This is a genomic window from Streptomyces sp. NPDC014006, assembly GCF_043088925.1.
GTDB lineage: Bacteria > Actinomycetota > Actinomycetes > Streptomycetales > Streptomycetaceae > Streptomyces.
On the sequence record NZ_JBICAJ010000022.1, the window covers coordinates 32,768 to 51,342 of the forward strand.

20 protein-coding genes and 1 pseudogene are annotated in these 18,575 nt (G+C 70.3%); 8 read left to right on the plus strand and 13 right to left on the minus strand.

Annotated elements, in window-relative coordinates:
* Positions 1-1,966: tetratricopeptide repeat protein (locus tag ACF1GV_RS39900; RefSeq protein WP_391691606.1), on the minus strand; the 1,966-nt coding region annotated here is incomplete at its 3' end.
* A 235-nt stretch (positions 1,967-2,201) separates the two neighbouring features.
* Between ACF1GV_RS39900 and ACF1GV_RS39905 the strand changes: the two genes are divergently transcribed.
* Positions 2,202-2,339, plus strand: a complete 138-nt coding sequence (locus tag ACF1GV_RS39905) for a hypothetical protein (RefSeq protein WP_391691609.1) — start codon at positions 2,202-2,204, stop codon at positions 2,337-2,339.
* A gap of 398 nt (positions 2,340-2,737) precedes the next feature.
* Here ACF1GV_RS39905 and ACF1GV_RS39910 read toward each other — a convergent pair.
* Positions 2,738-2,881: pseudogene (locus tag ACF1GV_RS39910) on the minus strand (SPW repeat protein); the annotation flags it as partial.
* A 191-nt stretch (positions 2,882-3,072) separates the two neighbouring features.
* On the opposite strand from ACF1GV_RS39910, the gene ACF1GV_RS39915 reads away from it, so the two are divergent.
* Positions 3,073-3,231, plus strand: a complete 159-nt coding sequence (locus ACF1GV_RS39915; protein WP_391691612.1) for a hypothetical protein — start codon at positions 3,073-3,075, stop codon at positions 3,229-3,231.
* A gap of 60 nt (positions 3,232-3,291) precedes the next feature.
* Here the strand turns inward: ACF1GV_RS39915 and ACF1GV_RS39920 are convergent, their stop codons facing one another.
* Positions 3,292-3,723 (minus strand): DUF4259 domain-containing protein, encoded by a 432-nt coding sequence (locus ACF1GV_RS39920; protein ID WP_391691615.1) that lies wholly within the window; start codon positions 3,721-3,723, stop codon positions 3,292-3,294.
* A gap of 56 nt (positions 3,724-3,779) precedes the next feature.
* Positions 3,780-5,381 (minus strand): ISL3 family transposase, encoded by a 1,602-nt coding sequence (locus ACF1GV_RS39925; RefSeq protein ID WP_391691617.1) that lies wholly within the window; start codon positions 5,379-5,381, stop codon positions 3,780-3,782.
* 961 nt (positions 5,382-6,342) lie between these two features.
* Between ACF1GV_RS39925 and ACF1GV_RS39930 the strand changes: the two genes are divergently transcribed.
* Positions 6,343-6,678, plus strand: coding sequence for a hypothetical protein (locus ACF1GV_RS39930; RefSeq protein ID WP_391691620.1), 336 nt, complete (start codon positions 6,343-6,345; stop codon positions 6,676-6,678).
* Between the two features lie 202 nt (positions 6,679-6,880).
* On the opposite strand, the gene ACF1GV_RS39935 is transcribed toward ACF1GV_RS39930, so the two are convergent.
* The 7 genes from ACF1GV_RS39935 to ACF1GV_RS39965 all read right to left on the minus strand — a co-directional run bounded on the left by ACF1GV_RS39935 (position 6,881) and on the right by ACF1GV_RS39965 (position 10,787).
* Complete coding sequence (locus ACF1GV_RS39935; protein ID WP_391691622.1) at positions 6,881-7,219, minus strand: hypothetical protein; 339 nt, start codon at positions 7,217-7,219, stop codon at positions 6,881-6,883.
* A 123-nt stretch (positions 7,220-7,342) separates the two neighbouring features.
* Positions 7,343-8,593: a M23 family metallopeptidase gene (locus ACF1GV_RS39940; RefSeq protein ID WP_391691625.1), complete on the minus strand. Its 1,251-nt coding sequence runs from the start codon at positions 8,591-8,593 to the stop codon at positions 7,343-7,345.
* Positions 8,586-8,783, minus strand: coding sequence for a hypothetical protein (locus ACF1GV_RS39945; RefSeq protein WP_391691628.1), 198 nt, complete (start codon positions 8,781-8,783; stop codon positions 8,586-8,588). The genes ACF1GV_RS39940 and ACF1GV_RS39945 overlap by 8 nt, the downstream gene beginning before the upstream one ends.
* Positions 8,756-9,268 carry a hypothetical protein gene (locus tag ACF1GV_RS39950; RefSeq protein WP_391691630.1) on the minus strand — a complete coding sequence of 171 codons (513 nt, stop codon included), beginning with the start codon at positions 9,266-9,268 and terminating at the stop codon, positions 8,756-8,758. Before ACF1GV_RS39950 ends, ACF1GV_RS39945 begins: the two co-directional genes overlap by 28 nt.
* Positions 9,268-9,408 (minus strand): hypothetical protein, encoded by a 141-nt coding sequence (locus ACF1GV_RS39955; protein WP_391691633.1) that lies wholly within the window; start codon positions 9,406-9,408, stop codon positions 9,268-9,270. Before ACF1GV_RS39955 ends, ACF1GV_RS39950 begins: the two co-directional genes overlap by 1 nt.
* Before the next feature lie 346 nt (positions 9,409-9,754).
* A complete protein-coding gene (locus ACF1GV_RS39960) occupies positions 9,755-10,078 on the minus strand; it encodes a helicase associated domain-containing protein (RefSeq protein WP_391691636.1) in 324 nt (107 codons plus the stop codon).
* Between the two features lie 538 nt (positions 10,079-10,616).
* Positions 10,617-10,787 (minus strand): hydrophobic protein, encoded by a 171-nt coding sequence (locus tag ACF1GV_RS39965; protein WP_121790737.1) that lies wholly within the window; start codon positions 10,785-10,787, stop codon positions 10,617-10,619.
* Between the two features lie 782 nt (positions 10,788-11,569).
* On the opposite strand from ACF1GV_RS39965, the gene ACF1GV_RS39970 reads away from it, so the two are divergent.
* Complete coding sequence (locus tag ACF1GV_RS39970) at positions 11,570-12,568, plus strand: AAA family ATPase (protein ID WP_391691639.1); 999 nt, start codon at positions 11,570-11,572, stop codon at positions 12,566-12,568.
* A 227-nt stretch (positions 12,569-12,795) separates the two neighbouring features.
* A complete protein-coding gene (locus tag ACF1GV_RS39975) occupies positions 12,796-12,987 on the plus strand; it encodes a helix-turn-helix domain-containing protein (RefSeq protein WP_391691693.1) in 192 nt (63 codons plus the stop codon).
* 420 nt (positions 12,988-13,407) lie between these two features.
* Here ACF1GV_RS39975 and ACF1GV_RS39980 read toward each other — a convergent pair whose 3' ends face one another.
* Positions 13,408-13,992, minus strand: coding sequence for a TetR family transcriptional regulator (locus ACF1GV_RS39980; RefSeq protein WP_391691696.1), 585 nt, complete (start codon positions 13,990-13,992; stop codon positions 13,408-13,410).
* A 152-nt stretch (positions 13,993-14,144) separates the two neighbouring features.
* On the opposite strand from ACF1GV_RS39980, the gene ACF1GV_RS39985 reads away from it, so the two are divergent.
* The gene (locus ACF1GV_RS39985; RefSeq protein WP_391691642.1) at positions 14,145-14,885 is read left to right on the plus strand and encodes a class I SAM-dependent methyltransferase; all 741 of its coding nucleotides are present in this window, start codon (positions 14,145-14,147) and stop codon (positions 14,883-14,885) included.
* Between the two features lie 501 nt (positions 14,886-15,386).
* Here ACF1GV_RS39985 and ACF1GV_RS39990 read toward each other — a convergent pair.
* The gene (locus tag ACF1GV_RS39990; protein WP_391691645.1) at positions 15,387-15,977 is read right to left on the minus strand and encodes a TetR/AcrR family transcriptional regulator; all 591 of its coding nucleotides are present in this window, start codon (positions 15,975-15,977) and stop codon (positions 15,387-15,389) included.
* A 132-nt stretch (positions 15,978-16,109) separates the two neighbouring features.
* Here ACF1GV_RS39990 and ACF1GV_RS39995 point away from each other — a divergent pair, with 132 nt between their 5' ends.
* Both ACF1GV_RS39995 and ACF1GV_RS40000 read left to right on the plus strand, forming a co-directional pair.
* On the plus strand, positions 16,110-16,955 hold the full coding sequence (locus ACF1GV_RS39995; protein WP_391691648.1) for an SDR family NAD(P)-dependent oxidoreductase: 846 nt from the start codon (positions 16,110-16,112) through the stop codon (positions 16,953-16,955).
* A gap of 218 nt (positions 16,956-17,173) precedes the next feature.
* On the plus strand, positions 17,174-18,157 hold the full coding sequence (locus tag ACF1GV_RS40000; RefSeq protein WP_391691652.1) for an aldo/keto reductase: 984 nt from the start codon (positions 17,174-17,176) through the stop codon (positions 18,155-18,157).
* Positions 18,158-18,575: the final 418 nt, after the last annotated feature.

Here is an 18,575-nt window from a genome sequence, read left to right on the forward strand (position 1 = left end):
CGAGGTACAGGGCGTGGTTGTGGCGGCTTTGCAGGGTGTCGGGGTGGTCGGGGCCCAGCATGCGCGCCTGGTCGGCGGCCACCTGCGCGCTTACTACGGCTGCTTGCTCGTGGTGTCCGGCCTTGCTGAGGTACAGGGCGTGGTTGTGGCGGCTGTCGAGGGTGTCGGTGTGGTCGGGGCCGAGTACGCGGGTGCGGTCGGTGGCCACCTGCTCTGTTAGCACGGCTGCTTGCTCGTGGTCGCCCGTCTCGTCCAGATAGTAGGCGTGCAGGTGGCGGCTGCGGAGGGTGTCGGGGTGGTCTGGGCCGAGTACGCGGGTGCGGTCGGCGGCCACCTGCTCCATCAGCACGGCTGCTTGCTCGTGGTCGCCCGCGTCGTCCAGAAAGTCGGCGTGCACGTGGCGGCTGCGGAGGGTGTCGGGGTGGTCTGGGCCGAGTACGCGGGTGCGGTCGGCGGCCACCTGCTCCATCAGCTCGGCTGCTTGCTCGTGGTGTCCGGCCTTGCCGAGGTACAGGGCGTGGTTGTGGCGGCTTTGGAGGGTGTCGGTGTGGTCGGGGCCGAGTGCGCGGGCGCGGTCGGCGGCTACTTGGGAGGAGAGCTGGGCTGCTTGCTTGTGATGTCCGGCTCTGCCGAGGTGGAGAGCGTGCTGGTGGCGGCTGCGGAGGCTGTTGGGGTGCTCGGGGCCGAGTAGGCGCGCCTGGTCGGCGGCTATCCGCTGCATCAGCTGGGCTGCCTGCTTGTGATCGCCTGTGTTGGCGAGGATGTATGCGTGCAGGAAGCGGCTGCGGAGAGTGTCGGCGTGGTCGGGGCCGAGTACGCGGACGCGGTCGGCGGCCACCTGCTCCATCAGCTCGGCTGCCCGCTCATGATGGCCGGCGTCATCGAGATAGTCGGCCTGTTCGTGACGGCTGCGCAGGGTGTCGGGGTGGTCGGGGCCGAGTACCCGGGCCTGGTCGGCGGCGAGTTGTCCCATCAGGCGGGCGGCGGCTAACGGTCCTGTAGCGGCAGCGGTCTCCTGCGCGTGTGTGTAGAGACGGGTCAGCTCCTGACGGATGGCCGCCGGACCAGCCGTGCGGGGGCTGGAGTCGGCAAAGCGGTCAGGGGGCAGCCGAAGCGTCACCCGGGCCGGCCAGGGAGTGGTGGCCGCCCACTGCTCTGGCGGGCTCCAGACCGCCCTCACGGCCTGCAAGATCTGAGTGGGGGTGGGCCGGTTGGACGGGCACTTGGCCAGGCATGAGGCCACCAGGTCGCGCATCGGCGCCGGGACGTCGCGCAGGCGGGGCTCGTCGTGGATGATGCGGTGCAGCAGCGTCAGGGGCGGCCCCTCGCCGAAGGGGCCCTGCCCTGTGGCGGCGAACACCAGCACGGCTCCGAGGGCGAACACATCGCCGGCGGGACCTTGTTCGCCACCGTTGATCTGTTCGGGCGACATGAATCCGGGTGTGCCGATGACCACGCTGTCCGGGGTCAGGGGTGCATGATCGAGAGCGCGGGCGATACCGAAGTCGATCACTCGTGGGCCGTCGGCGGCCAGCAGCACGTTGGCCGGTTTCAGATCGCGGTGCACCACCCGGACGGAGTGGATGTCGTGCAGGCCCTCGGCGAGACCGGCGGCCAGCGGCCACAGCGACTCCAGCGGAAACGGTCCGGCCTCGGCCACCGCCTCGGCAAGACTGGGTCCCGGTACGTACACGGTCGCCAGCCACGGCAGATCGTCCTCCGGCCCGGCACCCACCAAGGGCGCTGTGAACGCGCCGCTCACCGCCCGGATCGAGGTCACTTCCCGGGCCAACCGTTGCCGGAAGTCCGCCTGCCGCGCCAGGTGCTCGTGGACCACCTTGACCGCCACCGCCCGGCCCGACGGTGACCGGCCGAGGAAGACCCGTCCCATCCCGCCCTGCCCCAGCCGTGCCCGCAGCGTGTAGGGGCCGACCTGGCGCAGGTCGCTAGTGCCCAGGTCCTGCATGACCGCCCCCGTCTCGATCGATCAGTACAGCCCGTGTCTTGCTGGCGCGTGGCCGTACCGGCGAGGTGTCGAACGAGAACAGCGCCCCGTGCACACCCCTTCCGAACCGAACCACGTCCTCATTGTGGACGAACAGGCAGCCCCCAGGCCCGGGTTCTCGCAGAAACCGGCCTGCCCCGTCAGCAGCTCCGCGGCCGGCCACGGTCATGAGGGCTACCGCATCCGTCATCTCGCCTTGACGACTCACAGGATCGATGGTCAGGAACGGATCTTCCGGCCAACCCGCCAGTACGCCCGCATGGGCGTCGACAGCATCGCCGCCGTCGTCATCTACCTCCTCGGCATCGCCGGACTGGCCACCATCGCCACCTGAGCGCGAGCCACTCTGTGATGTCCGGCGGCGCGGTGAAGGGTCGGCGGGCGTGGACCGGGCACCCGTCAACGTTCGCAGACCAGCCGGGGGCGGCCCGATGCCGCCTGACCGCGCCCGCACCGCACCGCAAGGGACCGTCCTGCTCGTGTCACCGCCACCTGCGCAGGATCCCCGCCATCACATGCCGAACGGCCCACTCGGGGCCGTTCGGCATGGCATTTCGCATGAGGCTCAGGGACATTCGGGCTGCCGTGCCGGAGGCACTCCGCCACCCTCTCCTCCCCTTGGCGCCCTTGACTGTGCCGTGCGGATGTCCGCTCGTGCCGGCACTGGCGAGCAAGGACCCAAGGGCCGCCACCGGATGAAACGCACTCAGCTGCGCTGGGCGACGGCGCGCTCATGCCTGCCCGGCCCTTGCCGGACTCTGCCGCGCGGGTGGCGGCGCTGGCGGCCAAGGCGAGGAGTGCGGCAATCGCGCCGGTGATGACGTTGTTGACGATGGTCTTGGTGGTGCTGACGTCACCGGCCACGACCCAGCTTGCCGGAGCCCGCCGTGGCGGAAGCCACTGCGCGCGGGGCAGCGAGTACCGGCTCTCTACGCGGCCGCCCCGGCAGGGTGCCGCACGGCCTTCTTGACGTCCATCTCGACGTCGTTCCGGCCGCGCCCCTCGACCTGAGCGAAGACGGTCACCGCGGCCTGCACCACCCCTGGGGTTCGCGAACGCCGCTGGACGTGACCCTTATCGAGCCGGGCCTGGTCGCCGAGATTGCCGTGGACACGGCGCGAGAGCGGGGAGCGTGGCGCCACCCGGTCCCTCTCATGCGGCTGCGCCAGGACATGGCGCCCGGGCAGGTGCCGGCCTTCGGCGAGGGCGCCGTGCCGTCAGCGTGAGGGGTGGCTTTGTCCATGAGAACGGGTGCTGGCTCAGCTTCCGTGCTGAGTGACGCTCCGTTACGGCTGGACGTCGAAGACAGCAATGGACGGGGGTGGCGGGGCAAGCACTGCGCGAAGGCGCGTCAGTATGGCTCGCCACTGCTTCCAGTCCTCCGGGTCGACCCAGTTTGAGGCCGGTCCATCCTCGTCGCCGACGATGCGGGCGAGGGCTTCGTCGGCGAGTACCCGAAGGTCGGAAGGGAACACGGGCATCGGTGTTTCCGGGCCGTAGGACATGTCGACGGGCTCGCCTCCCGGGCATTGCGCCGCGATCAAAGCGGCGGCGGCCACCGCCTCTTCCGCTTCCACGAGGTAGCCGGTGGCGTCGATAGTCCGTATGAGGACGCCTCGGATCAGGGCTTCACGTGCCTCGGGCTCGGCTTCGTCGAGCGCGTTGGCGAAGTCCGCGGCTGTGTCGTTGTCGAAGGGACCGGTATCCCAGGTACCCATGCTGATCTCCTTGCGTATGGTCACCCGGATCCTCGCATCAGGCACTCACAACACGACTACGGGGCGAGCAGGACCCGTTTGCGAAGAAGGTCGAAGCCTGCGCGGCCGAACATCTGGCGCTTGAGCATCTTGATCCGGTTCACGTGGCCTTCGACGACCCCGGAGTTCCAAGGCAGCGTCAGGCCGGCGATGACGGCGTCGCGGTCTCGGTCGATGCCGGCCGCGAGAGTGTGGAGGCTGGGCAGGTCGTCCTGGCGGACGGCGTCGAGCCGCTGAGGGAGTCGTTCACCCTGGCGCTCGGTGAGCATGCGGGCGAAGGACCGGACGTGACCGGTCAGGGCATCGAGTTCGGGGCAGTTGGCCAGGACGGCCTTGAGCCGGAGCTGTTCGATCTCGGTCAGCGTCTCGGGTCGGCTGAGGATCCATCGCGTCACCACGCGGGGGGCCGGCGGTTGCGCGGTGACCGGCCGTGGCGAGGTGCGCTTCTCTCGCAGGTAGGCGCTGACCCGGCCGCAGCTGCCGCGATAGCCCAAGGGAACGATCTCCTCCCAGAGCTTCCAGGCGTTGGTGCAGCCCTCGTCCCAGCGTTGGTCCAGGTAGGGCTTGTACTCGTCGAGGACGGAGGTCCTGTTGTGCTGCCACTGGCCGCGGAAGAGGTCTTCCGGCTTCGCAGCGTCGGCGAGGCTCTTGACGGTGCGGTGGGTCATCTGGAGCTGACGCGCGATGGAGCGGCGGCTGTGGCCGGCTTCCAGCAGCGCGTGGACCGTGGCGTGCCGGGCTCGGACGCGGTTGGCGAACCGCTCGCTCCGCCATGGCGAGTCCGTCTTCTCCTCGGGCGGCGCGGGTTCGTCGGCCTTCGCCTCGGGATCGGGGACAAGGACGCCAAGGCACTGGCGGTGGCGGGCGACAGCCCGCTCAGCGGCTTCAGCGAGGTTGTGCCACAAGTGCCAGCGGTCGGCGACCTGGGTCGCCTGGGGTGCCCCGGCTGTGGCGCCTTCCGCGAAGAACGGCGCGCGGTCCCGGCAGACGACCTCGATTCCTGGCCGCTGGGCGAGCCAGGCGGCCAGGCTTGATGCTTCTCGATCAGGCAGGAGATCGATCGGACGGCGGGTCTCGACGTCCATCAGGACAGTGCCGTAGCGGCGGCCTTTGCGGGTGGCGTACTCGTTGACGCCGACCACCCGAGGGATCGGCACCTCCGGCTCGGGCAGCGCCTCGACCAGGCGCAAGACCGTGCTCCGGCTGACGGACATGCCAAGCACGGCAGCCAAGCGGGCGCCGGCTCGACCAGCCAGGGCGAGGCCGACTGCGGTCAGGATGGAACGCAGTCGTTCGGTGCGCTGACCATGCCTGCGAGTGAGGCCGGATATCTGCTCCACGAACGTCTGACGTGGACACTTGGTGTTCCCGCACCGGAATCGCCGGACCCGCAGCTGGAGTACAACGCTTCGTCCGGCGCTCGGGACATCAGCGAGAAACCGCAGGTAGGAGCTGTGAACCCGGGTCGAGCAGACTCCGCATCCCGGACAGGCGGCGCCGACCGTGGTGCACTGCGCGTCAAGGCGCACGTTCTCGATATCCATATCCACCGACCGCACCGCGATGTCCGCGATCGCCGGGAACAACAGCTCCTTCAGCTGGAGTGCAACGTCTTCCACGGCCCGGACTGTCAGCCCAGCTGCACTGACCACCGTCCGTTTTCGGGCGACTTCACATACCGTCCGGAGACGCTCAGCCGTCACTCACCGTGGCCGCTGCACGAAAGCTGAGCCAGAACCTGAGAACGGACAGCAGATGTTCACGACTCCGAGCAGCGTGGGCCGGGGCGCTGTTCGACGCTCGGCAGGACGAGGACACCGGCTGAACTTGGTCAGGGGGATTCGAATGAGAACGGCGGGAACACGGACTCCATGACGAACTCCGATGACGAAGCGCAGACGTCCCATACACCGGGATCCCAGCCGAGCGTCCGCCCGGGTTCCGGCGAACCGCAGACGATCACGGCGCCGACACCGCCCGTCGCGTGGAGCAGTGGCGCTCCGGACGAAGCCGACTTGGCCGGCGAAGAGGACGAGTCGGAACGGCCCCGCACTCGCGAAGGATCGAAGACTGCGCCCCAGAGCGACTAAAGCCCCGCGCTGGGGATGGGCTGGAAACCAGCGGCACGCGGCGAAGGGAAGAGCTAGCTGGCCCACGCTGGTATTCAGCAGCCGTCGACCGCCTTGCCGACGCACTGATCTGTTTGCTCTGCACCGTGTTGGTCGCGAGCGCTGGCACTGCCCGCGTTCTAGAGGCCGTCGCCTGTGATGTCGTTGGTACGCACTTGGTGCGCGAAATGTACGCTTCACGATACGGTTCGCGGTGATGTTGCTGGTCGTGGTGAGGCATACGAGCTGATGTGGGGGCGAAGTCAGCGCCCTGCAGGTGCGGCGACGGCTTGGTGTCGGTATAGGCCTGACGGGCGGCGGCGAGGCGCTGCCATTGTTCGGGTGCGAGGGCGGGCGGTTGGTCACGGCTTGCTGCTCGTCTTGTCCGGAGGGATGAGGCAGGGGGTGGTCAGCCGCCGCTGACTGGGGGGTTGCCGCGGTGTTCCCGGAGTGCTTGGAGGATGCGCGCTGGGTGTTCGTCCTGGGGGTTGGCGGGGTCTGCTGCCGGGGCGTCCAGGAGTGGGCCGAGGCGGCTGTTCAGCGTGTCGAGGCCGATGAGCGCGTCAAGGCTATGCAGGGTGTCGCTGTCGATGACGGGGAACGGAGCCCGGTCGGGCGGGAGGAGTACGGCGAGGAGGGCAAGCGGGTCCCACCCCTGGTCGAAGTGTTGGTTGATCCAGGTTCGGCAATCCTCGGATTGAGTGTGGCGCCATGCCCAGATGAGCGTGATCTGCAGCTCGGTGAGTTCGTCGATGGGCCGGCGTGCGAAGGCGGCGAGGTGCCGCGCGATCTCGTGGCTGATCAGTGAGCGGGCCTCACCGATCCAGTCGGGCGTGGCCGCTGCCTGTGTGTGGTCGGGGCTGTCGGGGGTGTTCCGGGCAGTGACGCGTGTCGGGGTGGAGGAGTAGCCAGGCGCGTTGCTGGTTGTGGAGCCAGTGGCGGGCTGCTGGGTGGCGGGGGTGGGTGTGGGTGTGGTGGTAGGCGCGTTGCCACAGGATGGGCCAGGGAGGTCACTGCTCGATCCGGTCCAGGACGGCGGCCGTCGCGTCGCCGTCGTAGCCGTGCGGGACGTGCGCGTACGCCCAGACGGGGTGGATGTCGCCGGCCGAACGCCCGGGGTCAGCGAGGTACTGCTGGGCGACCAGGACGAAGGGGCGCCGGGGCACCGCCCGCGTTCCCGCGTCGGTGGCCGGCGTCGCGTGGGCGGGCCGGGATCCCATGAGCTGCTGCCGGCCGGCGGCGTGGGCGGTGGGAAGGAACCCGGCCGTGCACAGCAGGGCGGCACAGGAAGCCGCTACCACCGAGCCGCGCAGACGGCGCAGCGGGCGTATGGGGGCGTGGAGGGGCACGGGTGAAGACCTTCTGATGAGGGGGTGCCGAGGTCCCGCGGGACGTGACGAGCGGCCCGGGCCCGGGCACGTCGTCCGTGCGGGCCGGAGGGCTGCCTGCCGTGATGAAGGGCGTGGTGTGGTCTACGAGCGGACGGTCCGGCCCCGGCACAGCGGGCCCGAGACCCCCTCGAACTCCAGGTCGAGGCCGACGCCGTCGCGTTCGGCGTGGATGTGCAGGTGCGGCTCGGTGCTGTTGCCCGAGTTGCCGACCTCGCCGAGCACCTGCCCGGCGCGCACGGTGTCGCCCTTGGCCACGGTCACGGTGCCGGGGCGTAGATGGACCAGCTTGACGATCTCGGTGCCCGTGTCGATCCACACGTGGTTGCCGTGACGGGGCTGGTAGCGGACGAGGCCGGGTTCCTGGTCGTCGATGTGGTCGGCGGCGGAGACGACCGTACCGTCGCAGGGGGCGTGCACGGGCTGCCCGTACGCGAGATAGCTCATGTTCTTTCCGCCCGCGCGGTCGCCTCGGGCGCGGTGGCGCGCCCGTGCACCGCCGGGGCCGACCTGGATGATGTCCAGGGCACCCCGCTGTTCGGGGAAGGCGAAATGGTGGTTGAGGCCGCGTCCTCCGCCCTGCGCGATGTACCAACTGCCGCCCCGCAGGGGGAACACGAGGGGGCGGGAGACGGCCGTGCCCCAGCGGTGGCGTCGTGCCCGGAGGAGCAACACGCCGAAGACGCAGACCAGGACGAGACCCACGACGGGTTCGGCGGCATTGCCACCGGAGACGGGCAGCCCGGGCAGGCGCCACGCGGAGGCAAGAGCGACGAGCGCCCCGGCCTCCACGGGCCGGCGGATCCACCACGGGAGCCGAGCGGGGGTGAACCGGCCCTCCAGGACCACGTAGCCGGCCACCACCATGAGCACCCTCCCGCACCAGACGATGCGGGAGGGTGCCTCCCAGCACGCTCCGATGCGCAGGACGAGCAACAGTGCCAGGACGATCCATCCGAAAGCTCCGCGTACCTGCGGCGGGATGCGCAGGCGCGGTGGCCGGTACGCCCCCGGCTGGATCAGGAACTCGTCGAGTCGCAGGCCGTCCTGGCTGACGGCGAAGGCGAGGGCTCGGCCGGTGGTGCCCTCGATCACCAGGCCGTCGCGGCTGTCGCGTATGCCGGTCACGTCTCCGATGCGTGCGAGCGTGACGTCCACGATCTCGTCGAGCCGTGCGCGGCCCACGACGGCGACCACGCGCGGCGCGAGATGCTCCCGGTCGGTGGCCTCGGCGGTGAGGAAGCGGTACAGGGCTTGCGCCGCGGCACCTGCCGGTCGGGGGTCCCACCGCCCCGCCTGGCGGGGCGGCGCCGATTCCCCGGTCGTGTCACGCATCGGCCGCACCGTCCTGTCCGGCCACCATGGCCACGGGGGTCATTCCGCCTGTGGGCAGCGGCGCCCAACGACGTTGCGGCAGCCGGTCCTTGACGGACCGGAAGCGCCGGGTAAGCGACCGGTAGTCGTCGCAACGCAGGCAGGTGCAGTCCGCGCCGATCATCAGCAGGCCGAAGCATATGAGGCCCATGAAGGCCATGATGCCCAGGTGCAGGCCCTCCAGGGCCACGTTTCGGCCTTCCGGACCCACGGGCGGGCGGACAGGATGGCGAAGGGCAGCGCGAGTTCGGTGAAGGTCGTGAAGTAGCAGACGGCGGTGCCCGCGAAGGCGTTGTTCATGAGGTGCGCATAGGCCGATGACATCTCGAAGCCGGTGATCCGGCTGATGTAGTACCTGGCGACGCCGTCCTGCCATATCTTCCCCGTGATCTTCCAGTAGCCGGCGGCGAAGTACAGCACCGCGGTCTGGAAGACGATGAGAAAGGCGGCCAGGTTGTGCAGCACGGTGGGGACCGTCGGCTGTTCCTGCTCCCGCAGCCGTGCGCGCCGCTGCTTCGCGCCAGGCGCGAAGCAGGCGTTGGAGACGGTGAAGACCATGAACAGGATGAGGATCTGGGCGAGGTTGTCACCGCCCTCCAGGATGTCCTGGTTGCGGTTGTGTAGCGACCGCATCATCACGGCCTGCACCAGGTGAGCGCCCGGCCGCCGAAGATCATGAAGGCCAGGGCGACCAGGATCGCGGTTCCCCTGCACTGCAACGGCGGCTCATACCAGAAGTGGCGCACCGTCCAGCCCGCTCCCCGCAGCGCCATCATGCTCCAAAGCGTCGGCACGGGCCGCTGCCTCTACCAGCAGGACAACGGCTACTACCGCACTGCCCGCTGCGACCGAGGCGCCCAGAACCAGCGCTTCACCATCGGCTGAACGGATATCGGCGGCCGCCTGGTCCGTGTTCATGGAGTCAGGGCATGCAATGTGACAGGCCGAGCTGGCGGATCAGCCACGTGCCCAGAAACCAAGCGACCAAGTGACGACCAAGGCAAGACGAAGGGCCCGCTGCCGGTGCGCCGCAGCGGGCCCTTCGGGGTTCGCAGGAATCCGCGGGGGAACGGTCATCAACTGCGTGTCCTACCCAACGCAAGCAGGCCCGCGAGGTCACGCCTACCAGCGCATGCCGAGCGCATCGAGCTCGGCGCGGCGTTCCGGTGCCAGCCGGGAGGCCCTCCGCCGGGCGTTATCGACGAACGCCCCGAGTTTGTGTTCGACACCGTCGACCGTCTCGACGTGCTTGCGCGGTACCCGTAGGTGGCCCTCACGGGCGTGGAACTGCCGGGCGGCCGCAAGGTTGGCCGCCCACCGCTCGTCTTGGCTACCGTACCGGCTGCGCCAACTCCCCTCGGGCAGCGGCTCGATCCTGAGCACGCTCTCCAGCAGCCACTGCTGGGCAGCAGCTTCTCCCAACCAGCGCGCTGCGCCCGAACCCACGCGCCGAGGTTAAACGACAAGCTCAGCGCAAGCGCACCACGGTGGCGATTGTGCTGGGAGTAGCTGCAACGGGTCGGCGATCCGTCCAGGCGAGCCCACAGCCAGGCGCTGACAGCGACGGCCAGTCGCATGAGGAAGCTCCAGAGCGTCACTGCTTGGTTGGGGCCGGCTGTTAAGGCCTGGGGGGTCATGAACTGCCCCCTGTGGGGTCATGAACCGCCCCTGCGGCGCAAGAGCGCTGGTCATGGAGAGTGGCGGTGGTGTGGCCTGCGCTGTGCGCGGGGTCGTGAACGGCGCGCGCTTCGACGACTGGTTGTTGAGTGTGCAGCGGCCCCGCAGATAGGAGGAGCAGAGTTCCACTGCTGGGTCTGCGGGGCCGGTGCATGGCTCACGTACCCCGCGGTGCGTCCGATACGCCCGATCCCTCCTAGTTGCTCGGAGGGGTGGCTGTTTACGTGAATGGGGGCTCGGCCATGTCCGGCCGAGCCCCCATCACCTTTTGCGCATGGTGCGTTTTTCGCGCCGGGCGCCTTCTTGTCTACCAGCGGTACCAGCGGCCCTTGCGGCCTGCGCCGTCCGCGGAGCGGACGACGAAGCCCAGCAGCCACACGATCAGCACGATCACCGCGATCCACCACAGCGCCTTCAAGGCGAAGCCCGCGCCGAAGAGGATCAGAGCCAGCAGCAGAACCAGAAGCAGGGGAACCATAGTTATCAACCTCCTGGCCCACGGATGCCCTTACCTCAGCCCTACAAGCACATAAAATGTGCGTTACTTCCACGAAGTACGGGGCATATGCGCGCGGCGCGCTATGCAGCGTTCCCCCGGTCGGGCCCCGCACGCCCCGCAGCCGGCCGGCGCTGTGGCAGCCGGATGGGTCAGGGCCGCCGAACGCACCGACAACCAGACCCAGCACGAGGGCTGGACAACTCCGAGGCCTGCACTCGGCTGAGCACTGTAGGACAAGCAATACGCCGCAGCGCCCCGGCCACGGAACGCATACCGCGTCGGTCTGCCGGTCCAACTGCGATGTGCTGGTTTGGTGTCGGTGGGTGGGTGTCAGTGACGGTATGTCGGGCCGGGGTGTTTCCGCTGGTCGGGTGTTGAGGTAGGGCGGGGTCACTGTCGTGGGGTGGTTTCTGTAGCGGTGTGGCTGTCAGGGGGTGGTACACCCCGCTCTGTTCCACTGTCTTGAGAACGGCACTTCTGATCCTTCCGAGGTCTGCGCGGCGGCACGGTGGCCGGTGTCGGTCTTGCGCGGGCGGAAGGGGGCGGGGTGGGGGAGCCGGACGCGTGGGGTGAGGTCACGGCGGGGTTGAGGGTGTCCAGACCGGTGCTGGTTGCGCGGCTGCTGGAGCTCGAGGCGGCTGGGGCGTTGAGCACGGCGCATGTGCGTGCGGGCGCCCAGGTCGGCGGGGTGAATGTGCGCACGGTGTGAGGCGGTGCGTACGGAGGGACGTGTTGAGCGCAGGCCGCGGGCCCGGCTGGAGTTGTCCGACCAGATATGGGAGGCACTGGCTCAGGCGGGTGGGAACGTTGCGGCGCTGCACCGGCACCTGAAGGCGGTCGGGGGCGAGGTGCCCTCCCTGGCGTCGTTGCATCGGGCGGTGCGCCGGGACCTTCAGGCCGGCAGGGTCTGGCCGGACCGCGCGGTGGCGCGGCGGGAGCGGGAAGAACAGCAAACGCGGCAGGCACTGGCTGACCTCGCCCCGGCCGGACCGAGTGAGCAAGGCGCGGCGGAAGTGGCTGCGCTCCGGCTGCCGTGTCTCGTACCAGAGGCGGCCGGGAGCTTGCTGGTGGGGGAGAGCGGTGCGCTGGCAGGTGTGGCGTTGCCGGCGGGAGCGCAGCTGGTGCGGACGTCGTCGGTGCGGGCGGTGGCCGAGGCGGTCGGGCAGGCGATGGCGACCCGGGGCGCGGTGTGTCTGTTCGTCAATCCGGGCCGGGGCAAGACCGCCGCCGTGCGGATGGCGCTCTACGCAGTGCCTCCGGGCTGGAAGGTGACGTGGGTGCCGGTACCGGTGCGCCCGTCGGTGGCCGGCATGAGGCGTGCGGTATTCGACGCGCTGGCGCTGGCGGGCCGCTTCCCGCACACGTCGGCGCTGGCCGACGCCGCGGTCACGGGGGCCTTGGGTGAGGCGCGGGTGCTGGTGGTCGATGAGGCACAGCGCCTGCCCGTGCCGTGCCTGGAGTATCTGCAGAGCCTGTGGGAACACCCCGGCACCCGGATCACGCTGGTGCTGTGCGGGGCGGGCAGCGAGCGGGCGCTGTCCCGGCTGCCGCAGCTGGCATCGCGTATTGGCGCATGGCAGGAGGTTCCACGCCTGACCGGAGCGGAAGTGGCGATTCGTGGTGACCGGCTTCCATTCGCTGTGGCGCACCGTACCGGCCCCGGACCTGACGTGGATCGACCGGTCGTGCGCGCACGGCACGTTCCGCACGTGGGCCGCTTTGACTGCGCACTTGCAGAACGCGCTGCTCACCACCGCTGATGCATCCATCGACCGGGCCTTGCTGAGGCGGTTGTTCCAGCGGGTCGCGCCGCCACTGTGAACAGAGCGCTCCTGCAAGAGACGGGAGGGCGATCGCATGCTCCCGGCCACCGGCAAGCACACGACGTCCCACCCGTGTGAGGGGAGCTGATGTGAAGGACGGTGACGCCATCCGCCCAGACGGCGGACTGCCTGCGGCGTCGAGAACGGCGCTGCGCGGTCCGGCCGTGCGGCGGCTGCTCGCACTGCGGGCAGGGAAGAAGCTGACAGCAGTCCACGTACGGGTGGCCGCGGATGCGCTTGGAGTGTCGGAGCGCACGGTGTGGCGCTGGCTGGCCACCGCTCAGAGCGATGAGACCGCGGTCGCCAACCCCGGCGCACCGCTTCCATGGCCGTGCCGGATCGCTGCGCGGGGGTAGTCGGCGGTTGCTGTGTCCCGGCCATGCGACGCGGTGTACACGGCACGGTGCGTCACCGTCGGCAGGATGCCGACGTGCCCGTGTCTCCTGCCGGAGCGCATGCCCGCCAGTTGAGCTGCTCGCGGTCGAGGAGTGGACGGTGCGCCCTTCGAGCCTGACGGGGCCTGGGCCGCGGGCTGGGGCGCGGGCTGGGGCGCCCGAGCCGCAGGCGTCCGTGTCCTCCGCGACCACCGCCGCCATGTGCACGGCCGGCGTGAGAGCGAACGCTTCGTCTGTCAGGTTGACGCGCACTCGCCCCTCCCGCCGAGCGCGGACGGGTCGTCGGCCTGGTCACCAGCGGCGTGGTCATCGCAAATCCTGCTCGCCCGCACCGCATCCGGCCTCCTGGCCGATCTCGCCGGCCGGCGGCAGAGCGCTGGGTCAGGAGAGGCCGGTCAGGGCCTGCACAAGCCGCTCCACCCGGTCCTGCGGGGGCGGCGCGCCTGGGCGGCCCGTCATCAGCAGGTGGTGCAGCGTGCCGACCAGCGCCAATGCGACCGACCCGGCATCCAGACCGTCGGCGACGCGTCCCAAGCGCCGCTCGGCACCCAGGTAGGTCTCGATCGAAGCCTGAATCGCGTCGAAGCCGGGAGCGCCCGCGGCCCAGGCCTCACGCACGCGCAGGGCCGCCGCCGGCCGGGTCACCGCCAGCCCGACGACCCCCGGATCCAGGCTCAGCACCTCCGAAGCCAGGCCCACGAGGTTGCCGGTCACCGAGCCGCTGCCCGCCTTCCCGGGAAGGCGGGCAGCCAGCGAGGCGGTACGAGTGAAGCGATCCAGCACCAACTCGGCAACGAACTCGTCCAACCCCGCGAAGTGCGTATGCAGCACCCCCTTCGCACACCCGGCCTCGGCCGTGACCGCCCGGCTGGTCAGAGCAGCGGCCCCGTCCCGAGCCACCACCCGCTCGGCCGCCTCGAAAAGCCGCTCGCGTAGATCGGGGATGGCCACTCCGCGTGGTGACACCAAGGCCTCCTGAATCAAGGGACGTTGCAAGTATGGGCAGTTGCCCATACTGCATGGGCGTGCGCCCATTCTAGGGCGCATCGCTTCGGCAAAGCCCGTGCACGGGAGGTTCCGACCATGCACCCCATCGCCAACACCGCCCAGGCAGAGGCTTGGAACGGCTACGAGGGCAGTCACTGGGCTGCCCACCACGACCGCTGGGACGCCGTGAACGCAGGCTTCAACCAGCCCCTGCTCGACGCCGCGGCCATCGCGCCCGGCGACCGCGTTCTCACATCGGCTGCGGCGCGGGAGCCACGACCCGGCTCGCCGCCGGCGCCGCCCCCCACGGCAGTGCCCTGGGCCTGGACCTCTACGGTCCCATGCTCGAACGCGCCCGAGCCGGCGCCGGGAGTGCCGGCCTCGGCAACGTCCGCTTCGAACAGGGCGACGCCCAGGTCCACCCGCTTCCCCGCGGCACCTTTGACCTTGCCATCAGCCGCTTCGGCATCATGTTCTTCACCGACCCCGGCGCAGCCTTCGCCAACATCGCCGCCGCGCTGCGCCCGGGCGGCCGCGTCGCCCTGCTGTGCGCGGCCGAACCCGAGGGCAACCAAGCTGACCGCCCTGGCCACCCTCCACGACCTTCTGCCGCTGGACGGCTTCGGCAAGCCCGGCGAACCCGGCATGTTCTCACTGGCCGCGCCCGGCGCGGCGGCCGCGCTGTTGAACGAGGCAGGACTGCAGAACGTACGGGCCGAACACGTCACGGCCTACGGCACCTGGGGACGCGACGCGGCAGAGGCCGCCGACTTCCTCCTGAACTCGGGGGCCGGCCGCCACCTCCTCACGCAGACCGCCCCCGGCATCGCCACCCGCCCCCGGCATCGCCACCCGTGCCCTGGATCGCCTGACCGACGCCCTTCGTCCCCGCGAAGGCAACGAAGGTGTGCAACTGCGCAGCACCGGCTGGCTGCTGACCGCCACCACAGCTGACGCCTGGCCTTCCGGGCACCCTCACCTGTCAACCACTGACGCCGGCGCAGAGCCCCGCCCGGGAGGCTCACCGGCCCGTGGGCCGGGACATCCCATGTCCGCACCCGCGTTGCCCGGCGCATGTCCCCGAGATACTCGGCCAGGCAGGGGCTTATGGGGTCCGCTGCCTCTGGTGGCCCGGGCATGGGCCCGGTCCGTCCTGGAGGGGGGAGACAGCGCGCGGCCCCGATGTCACGCGCGGACGCGCCCTGGGCCCGCCGGGGAAGGTCACCTCATGCTCTACGCCGGGATGTATACGGGCAGGTGTCCGGTAAAGCCCGTGGCTGGGCGATCACCTTCTCGCCGGTGACGGCCGTCTGCTGCCTCTCGACGGCCTCGTTGCTTTCGCGGCGCGGGCGGTGTACGCGGCCGGGGCCCGGTCACGAGTTGGACGTCGGCCCGTCCGCTCCGTACCTCAGGCCGTCGAGGAGCAGGTCGAGAAGGCGGCCGGCCCGTTCGCGTTGGTCGGGAGCGCTGGTGATCAGCGCGACGCCGGCCAGGCTGAAGCCGACGTCGAAGGGGTCGACGTCCGGCCGCAGGAGACCGGCGTCGGCGCCGGCGCGCAGCAGGGTGCCGAGCGCGGTGCCGAGTTTGTCGAGGGTCTCGGCGAAGGGGTCCGCTCCGGATGCGACCGCCGCCCGCAGCGCGTCCGCCATGCCCTGCTTGGCAGCGACGTAGTCGATGAAGCCGTCCATCCACAGACGGAGCGCGCGGTCGGGCGGGTTGTCGGCGAGCAGCTTCGCGGCGCTGTCGCAGACACGGGCCAGCTCGTTGCGGTAGGCCGCCTCGACGAGCGCCTCGCGCGTGGGGAAGTGGCGGTAGAGCGTGGCCGAGCCGACGCCCGCGGCTTTGGCGATCGTGTCGATCGCGACGTCCGGGCCCTTCTCGGAGAAGGCGTGTACGGCCGCTTCGAGGATGCGCTCCCGGTTGCGGCGGGCATCGGCACGCAACGCGCTCGGCTTGGTGGTCAAGACTGCTCCCTTCATCGGGGGACCAGTCTAGCTGGACAACCGGGGAGTCCCCCGTTTACCGTTGCGGATAACCGGGGAGCTCCCCGGTTACGGGTGTCGGCCCGTTCTCCTCCGCAGGCAAGGAAGACCCTCATGACCTCCCCGAAGACGGTTCTGATCACCGGTACGTCCTCCGGCATCGGCCTGGCCGCCGCCATCGGCGCCGCCCAGGCGGGCTGGACGACGATCGCCACCATGCGCGACACCGGCAAGGCCGAGGCCCTGCTCGCGGCTGCCACCGAGGCGGGTGTCGCGGACCGGATCCACGTCAAGCGCCTGGATGTGATCGACTCCGCCGGCATCGCCGCCTGCCTGGACGAGGTCGTCGCCGAGCACGGCCGCCTGGACGCGTTGGTCAACAACGCCGGGGCCGCCCAGGTCGGCACCATCGAGCAGAGCAGCATCGACGACGTCCGTGCGGCCATGGAGGTCAACTTCTTCGGCGTGGTGGCGGTGACCCGGGCCGCCCTGCCGCACCTGCGGGCGTCGAAGGGCCGGGTGATCACCGTCACCAGCGTCGGCGGCGTCGTCGGCCAGCCCTTCAACGAGGCGTACTGCGCGGCCAAGTTCGCCGTCGAGGGCTTCATGCAGTCCCTCGCGCCGGTCGCCGCCACCGTCGGCGTTGATGTCACCGTGGTCGAGCCGGGCGCGGTGGCGAGCGAGTTCGTCGCCAATCTCGGCCTGGACGTCCCGGCGCTGCTCGCCGCCGCCGGGCCCTACGCCGCGGCGCTTGAGGCCTACATCAGCCGCACCCAGCAGTCGTTCAGCACCGCCCAGACCCCGGACGAGGCAGCCGCCCCGATCATCGACGCCCTGACCGTCGCCCGCCCGCCCTTCCGCGTCCAGACCTCGCAGTGGGCCCGCGACTTCGTCGCAGCGTCCCTCGCCGACCTCGACGGGTCCGCGGTCCAGACCCTCACCGGTGCCTGGGTGCGCTGACCGCCCCGTGGCCCGGTGGGTGCACCGACGCCGGGCGCGGCCCGACCACGACCGGCGACCGGCGACCGACTCCAGGCCGCACCCGGTCCCGGCCAAGGGCCGCAACACCCCAGGCGCACCAGGCCAGACACACCAGGCACACAACCAACCAGTCACACATCCCGCGGACGACCCGCCACACATCCCGCGGACGACCCGCAACAGCAAGGAAGATCACCATGGAACTCCGCACCCTCGGCAGCCAGGGCCTGACCGTCTCCGCCGAAGGACTCGGCTGCATGGGCATGAGCGCCTTCTACGGCAGCACCGACGAGGCCGAGTCCCTCGCCACCATCGACCGCGCCCTGGAACTGGGCGTGACCCTGCTGGACACCGCCGAGAGCTACGGCCCGTTCATCAACGAGCAGCTCCTCGGCAAGGCCCTCGCCGGCCGCCGCGAGCAGGCCGTCGTCGCCACCAAGACCGGCATCGAGTTCACCGACGACGGCACGCTCGTCGGCCACAACGGGCGCCCTGAGTACATCCGCCGTTCCCTGGACCGCTCCCTGCGGCACCTGAACACCGACCACGTCGACCTCTACTACCTGCACCGGGTCGACCCACAGGTGCCGATCGAGGAGACAGTCGGCGCCATGGGCGAGCTGGTGGCCGCCGGCAAGATCCGCTACATCGGCCTGTCCGAGGTCGCCCCGCAGACCATCCGCCGCGCCCACGCCGTCCACCCGATCACGGCGGTCCAGACCGAGTACTCGCTCTTCGAGCGCGGCATCGAGGACGACGGAGTCATGGCCACCCTGAACGAACTCGGGATCGGTCTGGTCGCCTACTCGCCGCTCGGACGCGGGTTCCTGTCCGGTGCGATCACCAGCCCGGACGACTTCGCCGCCGACGACTTCCGCCGCACCGACCCTCGCTTCCAGGGCGAGAACTTCGCCCGGAACCTGGCCGTGGTCGACGAGGTCCGCCGCATCGCCGCCGCCAAACAGGTCTCGCCGTCCCAGCTGGCTCTCGCCTGGGTGCTGCACCAGGGCGCGATCGCCATCCCCGGCACCAAGCGCCGCCGCTACCTGGAGGAGAACGTCGCCGCCACCACCGTGACGATCACCGATGAGGACCTGGCCGCCATTGCAGCCGTCGCCCCGCGCGGCATCGTCTCCGGCGACCGCTACGCCCCTGCGCTCATGCAGAGCCTGGGCGGCTGAATCCTCTTTCCCGTCCGGGAACGGTGTCGACGAACCAGGGGGAACACGCCTGGGCAACGTGGTGAGCCGAGACTTCCCGCTTGTCTCCAGGCAGTGGGTTCCTTGCAGAGGTTCCACTTGGCCGGTTGCACCCGGGACGGTTCGTTCACGGCCACCGCTCTCCGGGGCGGTGAGTCAGTGGCTCACCAGGCAGGTCGGATCGGGCCCGGCGGTGCGAGTAGCGTCAGGTCGGCGACGTCCGCCTCCCCAAGCGGTCCGCCGGCAGGGCCGGTACCCCGCAGTCCGTAGGGTTGGTTCTCCCACACCGCCCGCCCCGACTGCCAGCCCTTGCATTCTCGAGACAGCGCCAGTCGACGCAGGCTACTGAGCGGGCGCGGATCAGGGACGTCGCCGAAGTTCCAGTGAGCTGCTACTCGTT

Excerpts from the sequence above, each read along its gene's own strand:
- ACF1GV_RS39950 (WP_391691630.1), bottom strand. The coding sequence starts at position 9,268 with ATGATGCGGTCGCTACACAACCGCAACCAGGACATCCTGGAGGGCGGT.
- ACF1GV_RS40000 (WP_391691652.1), top strand. The coding sequence starts at position 17,174 with ATGGAACTCCGCACCCTCGGCAGCCAGGGCCTGACCGTCTCCGCCGAA.
- ACF1GV_RS39920 (WP_391691615.1), bottom strand. The coding sequence starts at position 3,723 with ATGGGTACCTGGGATACCGGTCCCTTCGACAACGACACAGCCGCGGAC.
- ACF1GV_RS39945 (WP_391691628.1), bottom strand. The coding sequence starts at position 8,783 with ATGGGCCTCATATGCTTCGGCCTGCTGATGATCGGCGCGGACTGCACC.
- ACF1GV_RS39965 (WP_121790737.1), bottom strand. The coding sequence starts at position 10,787 with ATGGTTCCCCTGCTTCTGGTTCTGCTGCTGGCTCTGATCCTCTTCGGC.
- ACF1GV_RS39995 (WP_391691648.1), top strand. The coding sequence starts at position 16,110 with ATGACCTCCCCGAAGACGGTTCTGATCACCGGTACGTCCTCCGGCATC.
- ACF1GV_RS39940 (WP_391691625.1), bottom strand. The coding sequence starts at position 8,593 with ATGCGTGACACGACCGGGGAATCGGCGCCGCCCCGCCAGGCGGGGCGG.
- ACF1GV_RS39955 (WP_391691633.1), bottom strand. The coding sequence starts at position 9,408 with ATGATGGCGCTGCGGGGAGCGGGCTGGACGGTGCGCCACTTCTGGTAT.